Annotated in this window: 14 protein-coding genes and 1 tRNA gene; 11 read left to right on the top strand and 4 right to left on the bottom strand. The window is 53.9% G+C overall.

Annotated elements, in window-relative coordinates:
• The first annotated feature begins 59 nt into the window (after positions 1 to 59).
• The 6 genes from ftsH to FHS21_RS18120 all read left to right on the top strand — a co-directional run bounded on the left by ftsH (position 60) and on the right by FHS21_RS18120 (position 8122).
• Entirely contained in the window at positions 60 to 1991 is a 1932-nt protein-coding gene (ftsH, locus tag FHS21_RS18145; RefSeq protein WP_112524185.1) for an ATP-dependent zinc metalloprotease FtsH, read from the top strand.
• 207 nt (positions 1992 to 2198) lie between these two features.
• Positions 2199 to 3542 carry a phosphoglucosamine mutase gene (glmM, locus tag FHS21_RS18140; RefSeq protein ID WP_112523724.1) on the top strand — a complete coding sequence of 448 codons (1344 nt, stop codon included), beginning with the start codon at positions 2199 to 2201 and terminating at the stop codon, positions 3540 to 3542.
• 212 nt (positions 3543 to 3754) lie between these two features.
• Positions 3755 to 4537 carry an outer membrane protein gene (locus FHS21_RS18135; RefSeq protein ID WP_112523721.1) on the top strand — a complete coding sequence of 261 codons (783 nt, stop codon included), beginning with the start codon at positions 3755 to 3757 and terminating at the stop codon, positions 4535 to 4537.
• A 197-nt stretch (positions 4538 to 4734) separates the two neighbouring features.
• Positions 4735 to 5910 carry a phosphoserine transaminase gene (locus FHS21_RS18130; RefSeq protein ID WP_112523718.1) on the top strand — a complete coding sequence of 392 codons (1176 nt, stop codon included), beginning with the start codon at positions 4735 to 4737 and terminating at the stop codon, positions 5908 to 5910.
• Positions 5911 to 5995: 85 nt separating this feature from the next.
• Positions 5996 to 7591: a phosphoglycerate dehydrogenase gene (serA, locus tag FHS21_RS18125; protein WP_112524182.1), complete on the top strand. Its 1596-nt coding sequence runs from the start codon at positions 5996 to 5998 to the stop codon at positions 7589 to 7591.
• 18 nt (positions 7592 to 7609) lie between these two features.
• Entirely contained in the window at positions 7610 to 8122 is a 513-nt protein-coding gene (locus FHS21_RS18120) for a GNAT family N-acetyltransferase (RefSeq protein WP_183663548.1), read from the top strand.
• Here the strand turns inward: FHS21_RS18120 and FHS21_RS18115 are convergent.
• Positions 8100 to 9011, bottom strand: coding sequence for a DMT family transporter (locus tag FHS21_RS18115; protein WP_112523712.1), 912 nt, complete (start codon positions 9009 to 9011; stop codon positions 8100 to 8102). The two genes, FHS21_RS18120 and FHS21_RS18115, sit on opposite strands and share 23 nt — an antisense overlap.
• 262 nt (positions 9012 to 9273) lie before the next feature.
• Here FHS21_RS18115 and FHS21_RS18110 point away from each other — a divergent pair, with 262 nt between their 5' ends.
• Positions 9274 to 10566, top strand: coding sequence for an adenylosuccinate synthase (locus tag FHS21_RS18110; protein ID WP_112523709.1), 1293 nt, complete (start codon positions 9274 to 9276; stop codon positions 10564 to 10566).
• A 54-nt stretch (positions 10567 to 10620) separates the two neighbouring features.
• Positions 10621 to 12189: an immunoglobulin-like domain-containing protein gene (locus tag FHS21_RS18105; RefSeq protein ID WP_183663546.1), complete on the top strand. Its 1569-nt coding sequence runs from the start codon at positions 10621 to 10623 to the stop codon at positions 12187 to 12189.
• A gap of 52 nt (positions 12190 to 12241) precedes the next feature.
• Here FHS21_RS18105 and rpoH read toward each other — a convergent pair whose 3' ends face one another.
• Entirely contained in the window at positions 12242 to 13153 is a 912-nt protein-coding gene (rpoH, locus tag FHS21_RS18100) for an RNA polymerase sigma factor RpoH (RefSeq protein ID WP_112523703.1), read from the bottom strand.
• A 238-nt stretch (positions 13154 to 13391) separates the two neighbouring features.
• Positions 13392 to 14393: an RluA family pseudouridine synthase gene (locus FHS21_RS18095; RefSeq protein WP_112523700.1), complete on the bottom strand. Its 1002-nt coding sequence runs from the start codon at positions 14391 to 14393 to the stop codon at positions 13392 to 13394.
• Between the two features lie 56 nt (positions 14394 to 14449).
• On the opposite strand from FHS21_RS18095, the gene FHS21_RS18090 reads away from it, so the two are divergent.
• The 3 genes from FHS21_RS18090 to FHS21_RS18080 all read left to right on the top strand — a co-directional run bounded on the left by FHS21_RS18090 (position 14450) and on the right by FHS21_RS18080 (position 15850).
• Positions 14450 to 14848 carry a fimbrial protein gene (locus FHS21_RS18090; protein ID WP_183663544.1) on the top strand — a complete coding sequence of 133 codons (399 nt, stop codon included), beginning with the start codon at positions 14450 to 14452 and terminating at the stop codon, positions 14846 to 14848.
• Positions 14849 to 14937: 89 nt separating this feature from the next.
• A tRNA-Glu gene (locus FHS21_RS18085) sits at positions 14938 to 15012 on the top strand.
• 67 nt (positions 15013 to 15079) lie between these two features.
• Entirely contained in the window at positions 15080 to 15850 is a 771-nt protein-coding gene (locus FHS21_RS18080; protein ID WP_112523694.1) for a membrane-anchored protein, read from the top strand.
• A 65-nt stretch (positions 15851 to 15915) separates the two neighbouring features.
• Here FHS21_RS18080 and FHS21_RS18075 read toward each other — a convergent pair whose 3' ends face one another.
• Complete coding sequence (locus FHS21_RS18075; RefSeq protein WP_112523691.1) at positions 15916 to 16617, bottom strand: glycosyltransferase; 702 nt, start codon at positions 16615 to 16617, stop codon at positions 15916 to 15918.
• Between the last annotated feature and the right edge of the window lie 676 nt (positions 16618 to 17293).

The raw sequence follows: 17293 nt of genomic DNA, 5'->3' as shown, positions 1-17293 counted from the left end.
CGAACCTATGTTACGTATAAATTCCGCGTCCTTGCGGTTATGTTTTGATGGGACCCGATATGAATCCTAACTACAGGAACTTCGCGCTGTGGGCGATTATCGCCTTGCTTCTAATTGCGTTGTTCAACCTTTTCCAAAGTCCAAGCTCTCGTTCGGCGTCGAGCGATGTACCTTACTCGCAGTTCATCAATGACGTGAACAGCGGCCGAGTTAAATCGGTGACGATCGCGGGCAACCGTATCACGGGTACCTATTCCGACAATGGCGCAAGCTTCCAGACATATTCGCCCGGGGACGCTGGTCTTGTCGGCCGCCTCGAAAGCAAGAGTGTTCAGATTGCCGCGCGGCCTGAATCCGATGGTTCGACATCGCTCGTTGGCATGCTGATTTCCTGGCTGCCGATGATCCTCATTCTTGGCGTATGGATATTCTTCATGCGCCAGATGCAAGGGGGGTCACGCGGCGCTATGGGCTTTGGCAAGTCCAAAGCCAAGCTTCTCACAGAGGCACATGGACGTGTGACGTTCCAGGACGTCGCTGGCGTTGATGAAGCCAAGGAAGATCTTGAGGAAATCGTCGAGTTCCTGCGCGACGCACAGAAATTCCAGCGGCTCGGCGGACGTATCCCACGCGGAGTGCTGTTGGTTGGCCCTCCCGGTACCGGTAAGACGCTGCTCGCTCGTGCTATCGCTGGCGAAGCAAATGTGCCTTTTTTCACCATCTCCGGTTCGGACTTCGTCGAAATGTTCGTTGGCGTCGGTGCATCGCGTGTTCGCGACATGTTCGAACAGGCGAAGAAGAATGCACCATGCATCATCTTCATCGATGAAATCGACGCGGTTGGCCGTCATCGTGGCGCTGGCCTTGGCGGTGGCAATGACGAACGCGAACAGACCCTCAACCAGCTGCTGGTGGAGATGGATGGTTTTGAAGCCAACGAGGGCGTGATCCTCATTGCTGCCACCAACCGGCCTGACGTGCTTGATCCTGCGCTACTGCGTCCGGGCCGCTTCGACCGTCAGGTCGTCGTACCAAACCCGGATGTTACAGGTCGCGAAAAAATCCTAAAGGTGCATGCACGCAATGTACCCTTGGCACCAAATGTGGATCTGAAGGTTCTGGCTCGTGGTACCCCCGGATTTTCCGGCGCCGACCTTATGAATCTTGTCAACGAGGCTGCCTTGATGGCGGCGCGCCGAAACAAGCGCCTTGTCACCATGCTCGAATTTGAAGACGCCAAAGACAAGATCATGATGGGTGCAGAGCGTCGCTCGACCGCCATGACCCAGGCGGAAAAGGAACTGACTGCCTATCATGAAGCGGGCCACGCCATTGTCGCGCTCAATGTCGAGGTGGCCGACCCGTTGCACAAGGCGACCATCATCCCGCGCGGCCGTGCCCTCGGCATGGTCATGCAATTGCCTGAAGGTGATCGCTACTCGATGAGCTACAAGTGGATGATTTCCCGGCTGGCCATCATGATGGGTGGCCGCATTGCCGAAGAGCTGAAGTTCGGTAAGGAAAACATAACTTCGGGTGCATCCTCCGACATCGAGCAGGCGACCAAGCTTGCACGCGCCATGGTTACGCGCTGGGGCTTCTCGGACAAGCTTGGCCAAGTTGCCTATGGCGAGAACCAGGAGGAAGTCTTCCTCGGGCACTCCGTTGCACGCACACAGAATGTTTCGGAAGAGACGGCACAATTGATCGATGCAGAAGTGCGCAAACTGATCGACGATGCCTATACCCATGCCCGCACAATCCTGACCAAGAAGAAGAAGGAATGGATCGCCATCGCAGAAGGGCTGCTTGAATACGAGACGCTTACTGGCGAAGAGATCAAGGCGTTGATGGCTGGCAAAAAGCCTGCTCGTGATCTCGGCGATGACACACCGCCGTCACGTGGCTCGGCTGTCCCGAAGGCGGGTGCCAAGAAACCGCGCAAGGGCGATGAACCGGACAAGGGCTTAGAGCCTCAGCCACAGTCCTGAATGGGGTATCCAACTTATACAAACGGCCGGTGAAAACCGGCCGTTTGTACGAATTGTTCATTCATTTGCGTCAAGTATAATCCCCACACAAATTGTGAGATGCGAAATCGATGGTCTTCTGCAATAAGCGGAGATCGAGCACGAGCAAACGAGGGCTACTCTTGGCCATACGATAGAGCCAGAGTCCCCAAGCGTTGGATAATAAAAATGGTTCGCAAATATTTTGGGACAGATGGTATTCGCGGGCAGGCAAACGCCTATCCGATGACGCCCGATATCGCAATGAAGGTGGGTATGGCTGTAGGCCTTGCGTTCAAGCGCGGCCAACATCGCAACCGCGTCGTGATCGGAAAGGACACACGGCTTTCCGGCTATATGATCGAGACGGCTCTTGTGGCCGGGTTTACCTCGACAGGCATGGATGTATTTCTTCTCGGCCCGATTCCGACGCCGGCTGTCGCCATGCTCTGCAGGTCGTTGCGCGCCGACATTGGCGTCATGATTTCGGCGTCGCACAATCCTTACCATGATAATGGCATCAAGCTGTTTGGCCCGGATGGTTTCAAACTCTCCGATGAGATTGAGCTCGAAATTGAGCGATTGATGGAAGAGAATTTGACAGATCGACTGTCCAGTTTCGATGCGCTTGGTCGGGCGAAGCGTGTTGACGGCGATATCTATCGCTATATCGAATTCGCCAAGCGGACGATGCCAAAGAATATCTCACTGGCCGGGTTGCGGATTGTTGTCGATTGCGCCAACGGAGCGGCATACAAGGTTGCACCTGCAGCATTGTGGGAGCTTGGCGCCGACGTCGTTACGATCAATAACGAGCCCAATGGTACGAACATCAACGAGGATTGCGGCTCAACTCATCCGTTAGGCTTGATTAAGAAGGTGCATGAAGTCAGAGCCGATATCGGCATTGCGCTTGATGGCGACGCCGACCGCGTGCTGATAGTGGATGAGAACGGCGCCATCATCGACGGCGACCAGCTCATGGCTGTCATCGCCCAATCCTGGCAAGAGTCAAACCGCCTGGTCGGTGGCGGCGTCGTTGCGACAATCATGTCCAATCTCGGCTTTGAGCGCTTCTTGGTCGATCGTGGTTTGACGCTGGCACGCACGCAGGTAGGTGATCGATATGTAGTCGAGCATATGCGCAGCCATGGTTTCAATATTGGCGGCGAGCAGTCCGGCCATATCGTGCTGTCCGATTTTTCCACAACTGGCGATGGCCTGGTATCGGCCCTGCAGATTCTTGCGGTGGTCCAAGAACAGAACAGGCCGGTGAGCGAAGTTTGCCGCAAGTTTGATCCCGTGCCGCAGTTGTTGAAAAACGTTCGTACGACTGGCACGAAGCCGCTGGAGAACAAAAAGGTAAAGAGCGCCATCGATGAGGCTCGCGATCGTCTGGGTAAGGCCGGTCGTCTCGTAATCCGGCCATCTGGAACTGAACCCCTGATACGCGTTATGGCAGAAGGCGACGACCGCAAACTTGTAGAGACCGTCGTCAACGACATCATTTCGGTAATTTCTTCGGCCGCCTAGAACAATATTATTACATATAAATACAAAATGGGTCCGCTGGGCCCATTTTGTATTTATACAGCAAGCAGTGTTGTTTCCGATTCATTAACGTTAATGGATATGGTGAAGAAACACGGTTAAGCGAGATTTAACTTTTCCCCCTCATATTGGTTTCTAACACCTTAGTAGCATTCGCTGCACTTCAATCATTGGGCTTCGTGAGGGAAACGAAAATGAGCACTTTCACCAAACATGCTGCTATGAGCGCAGCACTTCTGTGCCTGGGTGCTGTCCCGGCATATTCGGCCGACATACAGGATCCGCAGGTAGTGGAAGTCCAGCAGTTTGGCGGATGGTATTTGCGCGGCGACATCGGCATGAGCAACCAGCAATTCGATGGATTGGATTATGTGGGCTTCGCGGATCCTGCTGTTCACGGCTGGCACGATGAGGGAGATTTCGACGCCGGCATAACCGGTCAGATAGGTGTTGGATATCAGTTTAACGATTGGTTTCGCGCAGATGTCACGGGCCAGTATCGTGGTAAGACCGAATTTAGCGCCTTGGACTTTTATGACACGGATGGCATTCCGGACAATGGCGATGAGGCAACGAACGAATACCACGCGAAGAAGTCAGAATGGTTGTTTTTGGCCAACGCCTATACCGATCTTGGTACTTACGCCGGCCTCACGCCTTACGTCGGTGCAGGTATTGGTGCATCGCGAAATACAATATCGAATTTTACCGATAACAACGCAATTACAGGGGGCGGCGGGTTTGCAGGTTCGGACTCCCAGTGGGAATTTGCATGGGCGCTGCACGCCGGTGTGGGCATCAAGGCGACTGACCGCATGACAATTGATCTCGGTTACAGCTACTTGGATCTTGGAGACGGACAGACAGCTAATGCATCCAACTTCATCCCCTCGCAAACGCGGCCTAACCCGGAACCGTTCAAATTCAAGGACATTACGTCGCATGACTTCAAGGTTGGCGTGCGCTACGCATTCTGATTGATTTTCCAATGGAAATTCGAGCGGCAGGAGGTTTCTCCTGCCGTCGTCGTCTTTAGTGCCTACCCTATGCTCCGCACAATTTTGATGTCGCGCACGAACATATTTCTTGACTGCCAACGACATTTCTCCTAGTTCCCGGAGTGGGCCACCTCTCCCCAACGAGAGGCGAGCTATCTGTAAGGATAGGAGAAAACATGACGACGCTATCAAAGCCGGCGCAGCGCCCGGCTAAACCTAATTTTTCATCGGGTCCTTGTGCAAAACGTCCCGGATGGTCGCTCGACGCGCTTTCCGGCGCCTCGCTTGGTCGCTCCCATCGCGCCAGGGTCGGCAAGACCAAGCTGAAACAGACGATCGATCTCACTCGCGAAATTCTAGAGGTTCCCGCCGATTATCGCATCGGTATCGTGCCGGCCTCCGATACTGGCGCTGTCGAAATGGCACTCTGGTCGCTGCTCGGCGAGCGCGGCGTCGATATGGTCGCGTGGGAGAGCTTCGGCTCCGGCTGGGTAACGGATGTTATCAAGCAGCTTAAACTTGGCGACGCCCGCACCATTGAAGCAGGATACGGCGAGCTACCTGACCTTTCCAAGGTCGATTTCGACCGGGACGTTGTCTTCACATGGAACGGCACGACTTCCGGCGTCCGGGTACCGAATGGCGATTTCATCCCCGCTGACCGTAAAGGACTTACCATCTGCGATGCGACGTCCGCGGCTTTTGCGCAGCGACTCGATTTTGATAAACTCGACGTTGTAACCTTCTCCTGGCAAAAAGTGCTGGGTGGCGAAGGTGCGCATGGCATGTTGATCCTTAGCCCCCGCGCGGTTGAACGGCTGCTCACTTACAAGCCCGCGTGGCCTTTGCCTAAGATCTTCCGGCTCACCTCGGGTGGCAAGCTTATCGAAGGCATCTTCGCTGGCGAGACAATCAATACGCCCTCGATGCTATGCGTTGAAGATTACCTCGATGCATTGGCCTGGGCGAAGTCCATCGGGGGGCTTGATGGACTAGTTGGCCGTGCAGACCAAAATTTTGCTGTTCTAGATGCTTTTGTCGAGCGGACGCCATGGATTGCCAATCTCGCGAGGGTCCCGGCAACGCGATCCAACACCTCTGTCTGCCTGACGATCGTCGACCCGGATATTATCGCTCTTGATGCAGAAGCCCAGGCAAATTTCGCCAAGAACCTTGTGGCGGTGCTGGAGAAAGAGGGCGTCGCCTATGACATTGGCGCCTATCGCGATGCGCCGTCGGGCCTACGCATCTGGGCGGGTGCCACTGTCGAGGCAGCTGACATTGAAGCTTTGACGCTTTGGCTCGACTGGGCCTTCCAGTCGCAAAAAGCCGCTCTGAAACAGGCGGCCTGAATTCGGGTCAACGGCTGCAGCACAGCGGCCGCTGTCAATCGCATCATTCCGATTCAACGCTACTCATTGAAAGATGGAGGCCATGATGGCACCACGTGTACTCGTATCCGATAAACTCTCTCCCACAGCGGTCCAAATCTTCAAGGACCGCGGTGTCGATGTCGATTATCTTCCCGACCTTGGTCCGGATAAGGAAAAACTACTCGAAGTGATCGGCCAATATGATGGGCTGGCTATTCGCTCTGCAACCAAGGTCACGGAGAAGCTGATTGCTGCCGCAACGAATCTGAAGGTTGTCGGGCGGGCAGGCATTGGGGTTGACAATGTCGATATTCCAGCCGCTTCACGACGTGGCATTATCGTAATGAACACACCGTTCGGTAACTCGATAACGACGGCCGAGCATGCTGTTGCCTTGATGTTTGCAGTCGCGCGCGAATTGCCCGAGGCCGACGCGTCCACACGCGCAGGCAAATGGGAGAAGAACCGCTTTATGGGTATCGAGATTACGGGAAAGACGCTTGGGATCGTCGGCTGTGGTAATATCGGGTCCATCGTCGCCACACGTGGTGTCGGCCTCAAAATGCATGTGATTGCCTTCGATCCCTTCCTTTCGGAAGGCCGTGCTGAAGAGCTGGGCGTTGAGAAAGTCGAACTCGATGAGCTGCTGGCGCGCGCTGATTTCATAACCTTGCATACGCCGATGACCGACAAAACACGGGGCATCATCAATGCAGAAAATATCGCAAAGATGAAGGATGGCGTGCGTATCATCAATTGCGCCCGCGGCGGCCTGATCATCGAAAAGGACCTCATTGCCGCATTGAAGTCCGGCAAGGTGGCCGGCGCTGGCATTGATGTATTTGAGGTGGAACCTGCTACCGAGAACGAATTGTTCCATCTTCCCAACGTTGTCTGCACGCCGCATCTTGGTGCTTCTACCAGCGAAGCACAGGAAAATGTCGCGCTGCAGGTGGCCGAGCAGATGTCGGACTATCTGATCAAGGGTGCTGTCTCGAACGCGATCAATATGCCATCCATCACCGCAGAAGAGGCGCCGCGATTGAGGCCATTCGTCAAGCTGGCAGAGGTGCTCGGAGCATTCGTTGGCCAGGTCACGGAAGATCCCATCCAGGAAGTGGAGGTTCTGTTCGATGGCTCCACGGCTGCAATGAATACGCGTGCGCTGGTAAGCGCTGCTCTGGCCGGCCTTATCCGTCCTCAGGTGGCCGATGTGAACATGGTCTCGGCGCCGGTCATGGTGAAAGAGCGTGGTATCGTTCTTTCCGAGATAAGGCGCGATAAATCCGGCGTATTTGATGGTTATATAAAGCTCACCGTGAAGACTGCATCGTTGACGCGGTCAATTGCCGGCACCTGTTTCTCGGATGGCAAGCCACGTTTCATCCAGATCAAGGGCATCAATCTCGACGCCGAAGTTGGTCAGCATATGCTCTACACAACCAATAATGATACGCCGGGAATGATTGGCTTGCTCGGTACTATCTGCGGCAACAACAATGTCAATATCGCGAACTTCTCGCTTGGTCGGGACAATCCCGGTGGAAACGCAATTGCCATGCTCTATCTTGACGAACGGATTCCGGACCATGTTTTGGAGGAATTGCGCGTTAACAAGGCGATCGTTTCCGCAAAACCGTTGGAATTCGACATCGGTTGATCATACGGACGCCCGGCTATGAAGTCCGTCGAAAATGTACCGCGCTGGCGTTTGATGGAAGCAAGCGATCTTGCTTCTGTTAGTGCGGTTGCGGCTGAGGTTCATCCCGATTTTCCGGAAGATGACGCGGTTTTTTTCAATCGTTTTTCATTGCACTGGCAAGGTGCATATGTTTTTGAGAACGGGTCAACCACTCTTGGTTACGCGATCACTCACCCGTGGAAAAGCTTTGACATTCCACCTCTGAATACAGTTCTCGGGGCTTTGCCCGATTGGCCAGATAATTATTATATCCACGACATAGCGTTGGTGAATGCGGCGCGTGGCAGTGGCGCTGCAAGTGAAATCGTACAAACGGTGATAGACCACGCCAGACAGCTCGGCTGCCAAACGATCTCGCTCGTTGCAGTCAATGGATCATCGATTTTCTGGCATAGACACGGATTTGAGACGGTTGATCGACCGCAACTAGTTGAAAAGCTTGCAACCTATTCTGATGACGCCTGTTTCATGCTGCGCCAGCTTCGCTAGTACCGGCATGCTTGCGTCCGCTGAGTTCGGCTATCCAGATTCCGCCCAGCACAAGGACCAAGGCTATAGCGTGATAGATTTGGAAGTCCTCACCCAGCAATGCAACTGCCAGCAATGTTCCAAAAATTGGAACGGCATTGATGAATAAGCCCGCGCGGTTCGCACCGATATATTCGACGCCTTTGATGAAGAGTACCTGTGCCGCGAGCGAAGGAAAGACGGCGGTATAAAGGACAACCATTGTTCCTGTTGGGTCGGGCGGGGTCATTGTCCCATTCTGCCATTCCCAGATCGTGAACGGAATGGCCGTAACAAAAGCAAAAAAGGTCATCGCGGTCATGAGGCTTTGCCAATTGATGCTTGGTCTAAAGCGTAGCGCGACGGTGTAGCCACTATAGAGAAGTACCGCGAGAAGCATCAGCGCGTCGCCAAAATTGACGTCGAGGCTAGCCAAACGTGCAAAACTTCCATGGCCAGCTGTCAAGGCGACTCCGACAAGCGAGAGGCTAAACCCAAAAATCTGTCCTGGTTGTACACGTGTGCCAAACAACATTAAATTTGCTACGAAAATTACCATCGGTATGCCTGCTTGCTCGATCGTGACATTGATTGCCGAGGTGTAATTTAGTGCGCTGTAGAGGGCCATGTTGAAGAATGTGAAGCCGAAAGCGCCTAGTGCGGCCAGCATAGGTAGATTTGGTCGCAACTGTTCCCAGTCTCGCCGAACCTGCTTCAAACTGAAAACGCTAATAAAAAGGAAGGCAAGCAGCCAACGCAACAGCGTCAGAAGCATTGGAGAAATATGACCAACAGCGAATTTGCCCGCAACAGCATTGCCGCCCCATAATAGGGCGGTCGTCAACAGAAAAACGTAAGCGGTGCGGTTCATAGCTCTGTCGCCTACAATTGATCATCCCGCATGAATCACGGAGACGACAGTTCAATCGCGCGATAAAGCCAAATTGGTCGGTTGGCAATCGAAAGAATTGTCGCGCTTTTATGAACCAGCCTGTATAGAAGCACCGCATTTAGCGCATAACCTCAAACGAGAATCGGTTTTTCGAAGGATTGTGCGCTATTAAGGTGTTGTTGCTGCATCCGAGAGGTAGTCGAGCATAAGCACTACGAGATTGTGACTTGAGGAGTTTTGGATGGCAAATGTTGTTGTGATCGGTTCCCAGTGGGGTGATGAGGGCAAGGGTAAGATTGTCGATTGGCTTTCAGAACGTGCTGATGTCATTGTTCGCTTTCAGGGCGGTCACAATGCAGGTCACACGCTGGTGGTTGATGGCGTTACCTACAAATTGTCTCTTTTGCCATCGGGCGTCGTGCGCCAGGGCAAGCTTTCAATTATCGGCAATGGCGTTGTATTCGATCCACACGCATTCATTGCTGAAAAGAAGAAACTCGAAGCGCAGGGCGTTGTTATTACGCCCGAAACGCTGAAGATTGCCGAAAACACGACGCTAATCCTTTCAATTCACGGCGAGCTCGATCGCAGACGCGAAGCTTCCAATTCGGGTACGAAGATCGGAACGACAGGCCGCGGCATCGGACCGGCCTATGAAGACAAGGTGGGCCGCCGCGCAATCCACGTCCTCGATCTTGCCGATCCGGACACGCTGCCTGCCAAGATCGAACGTTTGCTTGCGCATCACAATCCCCTAAGACGCGGTCTTGGCATAGAGGAAGTCGACGGCGCAAGATTGCTTGCTGAACTCAATGAAGCTGCACCACATATCTTGCCATTTATGGATAGGGTTTGGTATGTGCTCGACCAGAAGAAACGAGCCGGTGAACGCATCCTCTTTGAAGGCGCGCAGGGGACCCTCCTTGATATCGATCACGGCACCTACCCATTCGTGACCTCATCGAACACGGTTGCTGGACAGGCGTCAGCCGGGTCCGGGATTGGCCCAGGATCACTGCACTATGTTCTTGGTATTACCAAGGCTTATACGACGCGCGTTGGAGAGGGTCCTTTCCCGACGGAACAACAAAATGAAGTCGGACAATTTCTCGGCGAACGCGGCCATGAATTTGGGACCGTTACGGGGCGCAAGCGCCGCTGCGGTTGGTTCGATGCTGTTCTGGTCCGCCAAGCGGTTGCCAATAACGGTATCAGCGGTATCGCTTTGACCAAGCTTGACGTGTTGGATGGGCTCGATGAGATCAAGGTCTGTACCGGGTATGAGCTCGATGGTGAAGTCATTGACTATCTCCCGGCGGGTCAAGGCCAGCAGGCGAGGGTGACGCCGATCTACGAGACTCTGGAAGGTTGGAAAGGGACCACGGCCGGTGCCCGCAGCTGGAGCGAACTTCCGGCGCAGGCGATCAAGTACGTGCGTTATGTAGAAGAGTTGATCGGTGCGCCGATCGCGCTTCTGTCCACCAGCCCTGAACGCGACGATACGATACTTGTTACTGACCCGTTTCATGATTAGAGTCAGGAGCACGTCCTGGAGATAATCTCACAACAAAACCATGGGTTTGGGTGAATGGCAGATTTCGTTGCGGTATTGAGAAAGACAATTGACGGGCTGGCAGACCCAACGCCAGCGCTACGGCAGCGTGTATATGCGAAAGCTCGTGCAACGATTGAGCAGAAGCTTGTAACGCTGAATGCTCCAGAGGCCGTGACCACACGTCAGACAAAGGCGCTTGAAGACGCCATTGCCGAGGTCGAGTCCGATTTTGCGCCTGCAGTTGAGGATATCATACCCGAGCCCGCGCCGGTTTCGTCGCCTCCACCCATTCCAACACCAGTATCAGTACCGGCATCGGCAACTTTGGCGCCCGCTGCTTCTACTAAATCTGCTGCGCCCTCCTTTACCAAAGTCGAAACTCAGCCGGATGCACTGGAAGACTTTCTGTCAAGCCACGATGCGGGCGGATCAACACGTGGCGAGAAAGACAATCAAGACGACTTTCCTGTAACCAGATCTTCTGTAGATTCAGGACGCGGTCCTGAGGAACAGGATGATGATCTGCGCATCGCTACCGAGGATCGCTCTTCGGGCGATTATGGTGTCTATACGCGCGGTCCCCTTAAACGACCGGCGCAACGACGTTCGCTGGTGCCTCTGCTTAGTATAGCAGCGTTGCTACTGATTATAGCTGGCGCCGGTTATGCGGGCTGGAACTATCGCGACCGAATTGCTCAAGAGGCGACTGCCTTAAAAACCTACCTGGCCAATCTGACCAACAGGGATACGACGCCGGCCAAGACCGCGACGAACGAGCCAGCCACTCCAGCATCGCCGGCCAAGCCGGCTCAGCCCACGCCTGGTCCGTCATCCAAGCCCGAGACCGGTGAGCCAAAGCCTGAACCAAAGCTTACTCAACGTCTCCTTCCGGACGGCCAAGAGATTAATCCTGGCCCTGCGAATGACACTCCTTCATTGGGAGAGGGCACTTCCGTAGCCGCGTCGACGCCGGATCAGCCGGCACAGCCACCTCAGGCGCAAGGTCAGCAGCAAGCCGCTGGCCAATCACAGCCACCTGCCGCTCTGCCTATCGGCCAGAAAGCCTTCTTCTATGAAGAGCGCTCCGGGCAGGATGCAGGGACTGCCGATGCAGGCGGTGTAGTTTGGTCCGTTGTTCAAGAATCTCCTGGCAATGATCTTCCGCCGGAGCCTGCCATCAAGGCTGACGTCACGATTCCCGACCGGGGTATTAATCTGCGCATGATCATACGGCGCAATGGTGATAAGTCCCTTCCCGCCAGCCATCTGGTCGAGATGATCTTTACCGTGCCGGAAGGCTTTCCAGGCGGATCGATCGATAATGTCTCGCGCATGACCTTCAAGGACACCGAACAAGCTCCGGGAAGCCCGCTTGTCGCTATTCCGGCCAAGATCGCCGATAATTTTTTCATCATTGCCATGAACGACGCAAAGACAGCTGTCGACACCAACATGTCACTGATACGGCGCCAATCTTGGCTCGACATACCCATCGCTTATAAGACGGGTAGGCGGGCCCTGATTACACTTGAGAAGGGTTTACCTGGTGAGAAAGCGTTTGATGAGGTTTTAAAGTCCTGGGCCGCGAAGGCAGGAGGCTGAGCAGACACAAAAAAGGCCGCATCAGCGGCCTTTTTCAATCCATCAAACCGGTTCAGCGCGCGTCAGAACCCGTCGAGACCAGTGCCTTTTGCTGTCTGACAGCTGCTGCTTTAACGGCGTCCTGAACTTTTTCAAATGCGCGAACTTCGATCTGGCGAACACGTTCGCGGCTGATGCCGAACTCCGTTGAAAGATCCTCCAGGGTTACAGGATCATCGGCAAGGCGCCGTGCCTGAAAGATGCGACGTTCGCGGTCATTGAGTGACGACATCGCCCCCGTGAGCATCTCACGGCGATTTTCTAGCTCGTCCTGCTCGATCAGCATCGTTTCAGCGCTATCATGGTCATCGACAAGCCAATCCTGCCAATCACCACCGGCTTCACCATCGGAAGAACGAATTGGCGCATTCAACGACGCGTCGCCAGACAAGCGGCGGTTCATCGAAACCACCTCTTCTTCAGAAACACTGAGACGTGTGGCAATCTCCTTGACCTGTTCAGGATTGAGATCGCCATCGTCGAGTGCTTGAATCTTGCTCTTCACCTTACGAAGGTTAAAGAAAAGACGCTTCTGGTTTGCGGTCGTGCCCATTTTGACCAGGCTCCACGAACGCAAGACATATTCCTGGATCGAAGCCTTGATCCACCACATTGCATATGTGGCTAGACGGAAGCCGCGTTCCGGTTCGAAGCGTTTTACAGCCTGCATCAGACCTACGTTTCCTTCGGATATAACTTCGCCGATCGGCAGACCATAGCCACGATAACCCATCGCAATTTTGGCAACGAGACGTAAATGGCTTGTGACAAGCTTGTGCGCCGCTTTCGGATCGGCATGCTCAAGATACCGCTTGGCGAGCATATACTCTTCCTGCGGTTCGAGCATCGGAAAGCGACGAATTTCTTCTAGGTAACGGGTCAATCCACCGTCACCACCTAAGATACTTGGAAGATTTTGGGCCACTGAGCACCCCTCCTCATTTTGGAATAGACCCCCATTATCGGCAGGTCCGCATTGACCGCCCACCCAATAGCTTGGCGCGGACAGATTAGCGCTATCAATATATAGGTATCATTTTGTCAAAAACACGGTGCATTAAGCAGCGAAACAATCCGTCACATAAATGTGAACAATAAGGTCAGGTTTTGGCCTCGTTTAACGAACTCCGAACCTCGCCAAAGGTTCCGTCGCGTCAAGTATATCATGTTCTTTCTCGAAAAGCCTTGATCAATTCGGCCATGTCCTGCGGTGCTGGTGCTTCAAACCGCAGAAGCTCGCCGGTCGACGGGTGCTCGAAAGCAAGAAGCCTGGCATGCAGTGCCTGCCGGGTGAACCCCTTAACAATGCTTTGCAAGGGTTCGTCGAGCTTGTTGGCCTTGGTTTTGTAAGAACTGCCATACTCCAGATCGCCTACCAGCGGATGGCCCGTATGAGCCATGTGGACACGGATCTGATGCGTTCTGCCGGTCTCCAGGTGGCACTCCACGAGCGATGCGAGGGCGGTTGCATCCTCCTTGGCGGCATATCGCTCCTTAACCTCGAAATGCGTAACCGCATGACGGGCGTCCTCGCGTTCTTCATGGACAACAGCTTGCCTGGTGCGATCTCGATGTGATCTGCCAAGCGGAGCATCGATCGTGCCGGTTGTCCGATCAGGTGTTCCCCAGACAATGGCGAGATATGCGCGTTCCAGATCATTTGTACGTCCGTGATCAGCGAATTGAGCACTGAGATGACGATGAGCGAGATCGTTCTTGGCGACGACCATGATGCCGCTGGTTTCCTTGTCGAGGCGATGTACGATGCCGGGCCGCCTGACGCCGCCGATGCCAGACAGTGTATCGCCGCAATGGTGGATCAACGCATTGACCAAGGTACCGGTCCAATTGCCATTTCCGGGATGGACGACAAGGCCGGCGGGTTTGTTGATGACGATGAGGTCGATGTCCTCGTAGAGGATGTCGAGTGCGATATCTTCCCCCTTGGGAGCCGCATCTTCAGGCGCGGGAATCTCGATTGTAACGCGAAGACCCTCGCGCAACTTGTGTTTGGTCTCGCGGATTGGTTTACCGTCAATGCTGACCTGGCCTCCGCTGATGAGCGATTGGATGCGATTGCGCGAAAGATCTGGCGTCAGCTGCGCCGAAAGCCAGGCGTCCAGTCTCTTGCCGCTTGAATCAGTATCGGTAATTAGCTCTTTCAAAACCTCGGTCCCTTCGTTACAGGAGGCTTGGTTTGAAACCTCGGAGAACACTATATATGGCCAACATCAACCCGGACATCGATGGGGACGAACAGCCCCTTGATCCGGCAATGGAACGGGTCCGGCGCAAGATGATCCGGCTATTGGCTGTTTCCATCGGTATCATGGTGATCGGTCTTATGGCGGTGCTGACCGCCATTGTCTACAAGATTAGCCAACCGGTTCCTGAAGTGGCTACGGCGGTTCGTTCCGAGGCTCCTGGACAACCACTCGGCGCGGCGCTAGCTGGCGAGGCTATAACCCTCGATCCAGGGACGCGGATACTCTCCCACAATCTCGCGAACAATACTCTTTCTTTGGAAACGAGATTGGCCGACGGAACCCGACAAATCCTTCTCTACGATATTGCAACCAAACGCGTGGTGGCACGAATTTCGGAAGCCACTGGCAATTGATTGGGTGAGGGATCAGTTGGAAGCTGATGAGAAATCATTATTGCACTTTGCCGTACGCTTGATTATACCCCCTCATAGCTACCTGCGACGCGCCCATCGTCTAGCGGTCAGGACGGCGCCCTCTCACGGCGCAAACAGGGGTTCGATTCCCCTTGGGCGTACCAGTATATCCGCATATCATCACCTTTGTGCGCGAGGATGTTCAAACCGCATTGTGAAAGGCTGCGCTTTATGAGGTTGCCTCGGTTTGAAATCCTGACCAAAATCAGGCGGTCTGTGATTTACAGGATTTTGCGACCTCGTGCGCCCACGCATCCGGTTGAATTCGCGGGACCAGTCGTGATCGTAGGGTCGGCACCCATTTCGACGATCCCCGCCGGTTTCGGCACGCAGTTTCATGTGATCACGGTCAACGGTTCGCAAAGCATTCTGGACAGGTGGGGAGTTGACGTTCCGGATGCGACCTTCATGCAGTTCAATCAGGTCGAGGGACAAACGACCAACGCTTTGCACGTTCGCAAGGTGCTTGACGGAAAACGTACACGGCTCCTTTACGTCGTACGCTGGCCTAAAAGCTTGGACGTGCTTAAACAAGGGCTCGCGGCGTTCAACTATTCTTATGACCATGTAAAGGTGATCAACCGCTTCAAGCGCATGGCAATGTATGAGGCTGTCATGGGAGACCTCAATGTCGAAATTGACGACAATATGAAATTCTCAAATGGAATCACTGCAGTCTTTTATGCCATTCTGAGCGACGCCAAGGTTGTGATCATCAGTGGGATCAATCCTGATTCGTCAGGACACGTTTACAACGATGCTAATCTGAAACGTTTGCACGCAGGTACCGACAAACAGATACTGCAGGCTCTCATCGATCGAGGATATCCGATTTACACCGCTGACCACGAAGTCGCTAAAAATTCCGGCCTCCCATTATGGACAGACGATACTTTGAGCAGATTCAATGCGGTAAATGCGGACGCATCGCTTGGCGCTTAAAAGTATAAACCGCACGTAACTAAAATCAGCGCGGTTTATATTTGCAGATTCGGACTATCCGAGATTCAGATAGTTTTCCAATTCGGATCGACCGCGGTGGCAGCCGCGCGCCACTCGTCGGCATAGTCCACATTTTGCCAATCCTTGAACCAGGGTCCGCCATTGGTGAAGTGGACGGCGTTTGGAAAACCGTTCGCTGGCTTTTCGTTCCAGCCTTCCAGCCAGTTCCATTCAACCGGAACCTCGCCAATTTCGTCGTCTTGCGCCCATTGCATCCGGTGCAGATAGGCACCACTCTCCCGATTGATAAGTTCTGGGGTGAGTTGGCGTGTCGAGGGGTGATCACAATTGAATAGCATGAACGATGACCAGTTTTTGCGTGGATAGCTGGTCTGGACCTTGCCGTCCATCTTCGTGCCTTCCTTAGGCGTATAGTCGTGCTTGACGCAGACCACCGCTTTCGTTTCATCCCGGTATTCGAGCAGTTTCGCCACATCGCCGAAAAACAGGAAATCACAATCACAGAATAGTGCCCAACCCTTATAGCCGGCGAGCCAGGGTGTGAAGAAGCGAGAATAAGTGAACTCAGTCGAGGCGAGGGGGTCGATGTCACGCGTATACGCGCCTTTTTCCACAAGCTCTTCCAACTTGATCGGAATTACTCGAACGGGGATGGTCGCATGTTTCAATACTGTGCTCTTGGCGACCTCATAGGCGATCGGTTCGCGTGAGTCCCATCCCACGTAAATATCAAGTTCATTCTGCATAATGCCTCGCTTTATATTCTGAGAGTCAGGGTAGGGTTTTAAACCAAATGCAAAAAAGGAAAACCCCTCATTGCCGCCAAATTGCGGCGCACATTCCGGCTTTCACGTCAGTAATGTCGGGCGCCGGCGCTCATCGGGCTGCACTTGACCTTCCACACGCGCAAGTTTAATCGGTCGGCCTCCTAGGTTCACACTCACCAAAGAACTAACTCTCGTTCAAGGCGGAACCACCTGTTGAAACGACACCAATCTTTCTTGTTTCCAAGACCGGAAATTCCCTTTCCATACCGTCCTGACAGTCCAGCTGCGTTCCCGAGCAGCCGAAGCCAGTCATTGCTCACGCGTTGGCGCAATTTCAATGTAAAGAAGCGTCACGATCCGGTTCAAATATTGCCTCTCAGGAAAGGTGACATCCGGTCTCTTGGGCCGAACGATATACCGCTCATCTTTCTGACGCATAATAGCATTCAGTTTCTGCCGTCGTTCCTCGCGCACTACCGAACATTGGGAATAACGCGGTTCTTGTGCGTGGACGACCAATCGACGGATGGCACGCGAGAAAAATTGCTCGACGAGAATGATGTCGATCTCTTTGGCTCGAATATCCGGTATCGCCAGGCAAACGGCGGCAATCTTTGGCGTGAGGCCCTTGTCCGGATTTATGGGACCAGGCGCT

Source organism: Phyllobacterium trifolii, from assembly GCF_014192095.1.
GTDB lineage: Bacteria > Pseudomonadota > Alphaproteobacteria > Rhizobiales > Rhizobiaceae > Phyllobacterium > Phyllobacterium trifolii.
Note: the sequence above shows the minus strand (reverse complement) of the source record. Positions and strands in the feature narration are given on the sequence as shown.

Bases quoted from the DNA above. Each gene is read 5' to 3' on its own strand.
- glmM (WP_112523724.1), top strand. From the start codon at position 2,199: ATGGTTCGCAAATATTTTGGGACAGATGGTATTCGCGGGCAGGCAAAC.
- FHS21_RS18120 (WP_183663548.1), top strand. From the start codon at position 7,610: ATGAAGTCCGTCGAAAATGTACCGCGCTGGCGTTTGATGGAAGCAAGC.
- FHS21_RS18090 (WP_183663544.1), top strand. From the start codon at position 14,450: ATGGCCAACATCAACCCGGACATCGATGGGGACGAACAGCCCCTTGAT.
- FHS21_RS18105 (WP_183663546.1), top strand. From the start codon at position 10,621: ATGGCAGATTTCGTTGCGGTATTGAGAAAGACAATTGACGGGCTGGCA.
- FHS21_RS18130 (WP_112523718.1), top strand. From the start codon at position 4,735: ATGACGACGCTATCAAAGCCGGCGCAGCGCCCGGCTAAACCTAATTTT.
- FHS21_RS18080 (WP_112523694.1), top strand. From the start codon at position 15,080: ATGAGGTTGCCTCGGTTTGAAATCCTGACCAAAATCAGGCGGTCTGTG.
- FHS21_RS18135 (WP_112523721.1), top strand. From the start codon at position 3,755: ATGAGCACTTTCACCAAACATGCTGCTATGAGCGCAGCACTTCTGTGC.
- FHS21_RS18075 (WP_112523691.1), bottom strand. From the start codon at position 16,617: ATGCAGAATGAACTTGATATTTACGTGGGATGGGACTCACGCGAACCG.
- FHS21_RS18110 (WP_112523709.1), top strand. From the start codon at position 9,274: ATGGCAAATGTTGTTGTGATCGGTTCCCAGTGGGGTGATGAGGGCAAG.
- FHS21_RS18115 (WP_112523712.1), bottom strand. From the start codon at position 9,011: ATGAACCGCACCGCTTACGTTTTTCTGTTGACGACCGCCCTATTATGG.
- ftsH (WP_112524185.1), top strand. From the start codon at position 60: ATGAATCCTAACTACAGGAACTTCGCGCTGTGGGCGATTATCGCCTTG.
- serA (WP_112524182.1), top strand. From the start codon at position 5,996: ATGGCACCACGTGTACTCGTATCCGATAAACTCTCTCCCACAGCGGTC.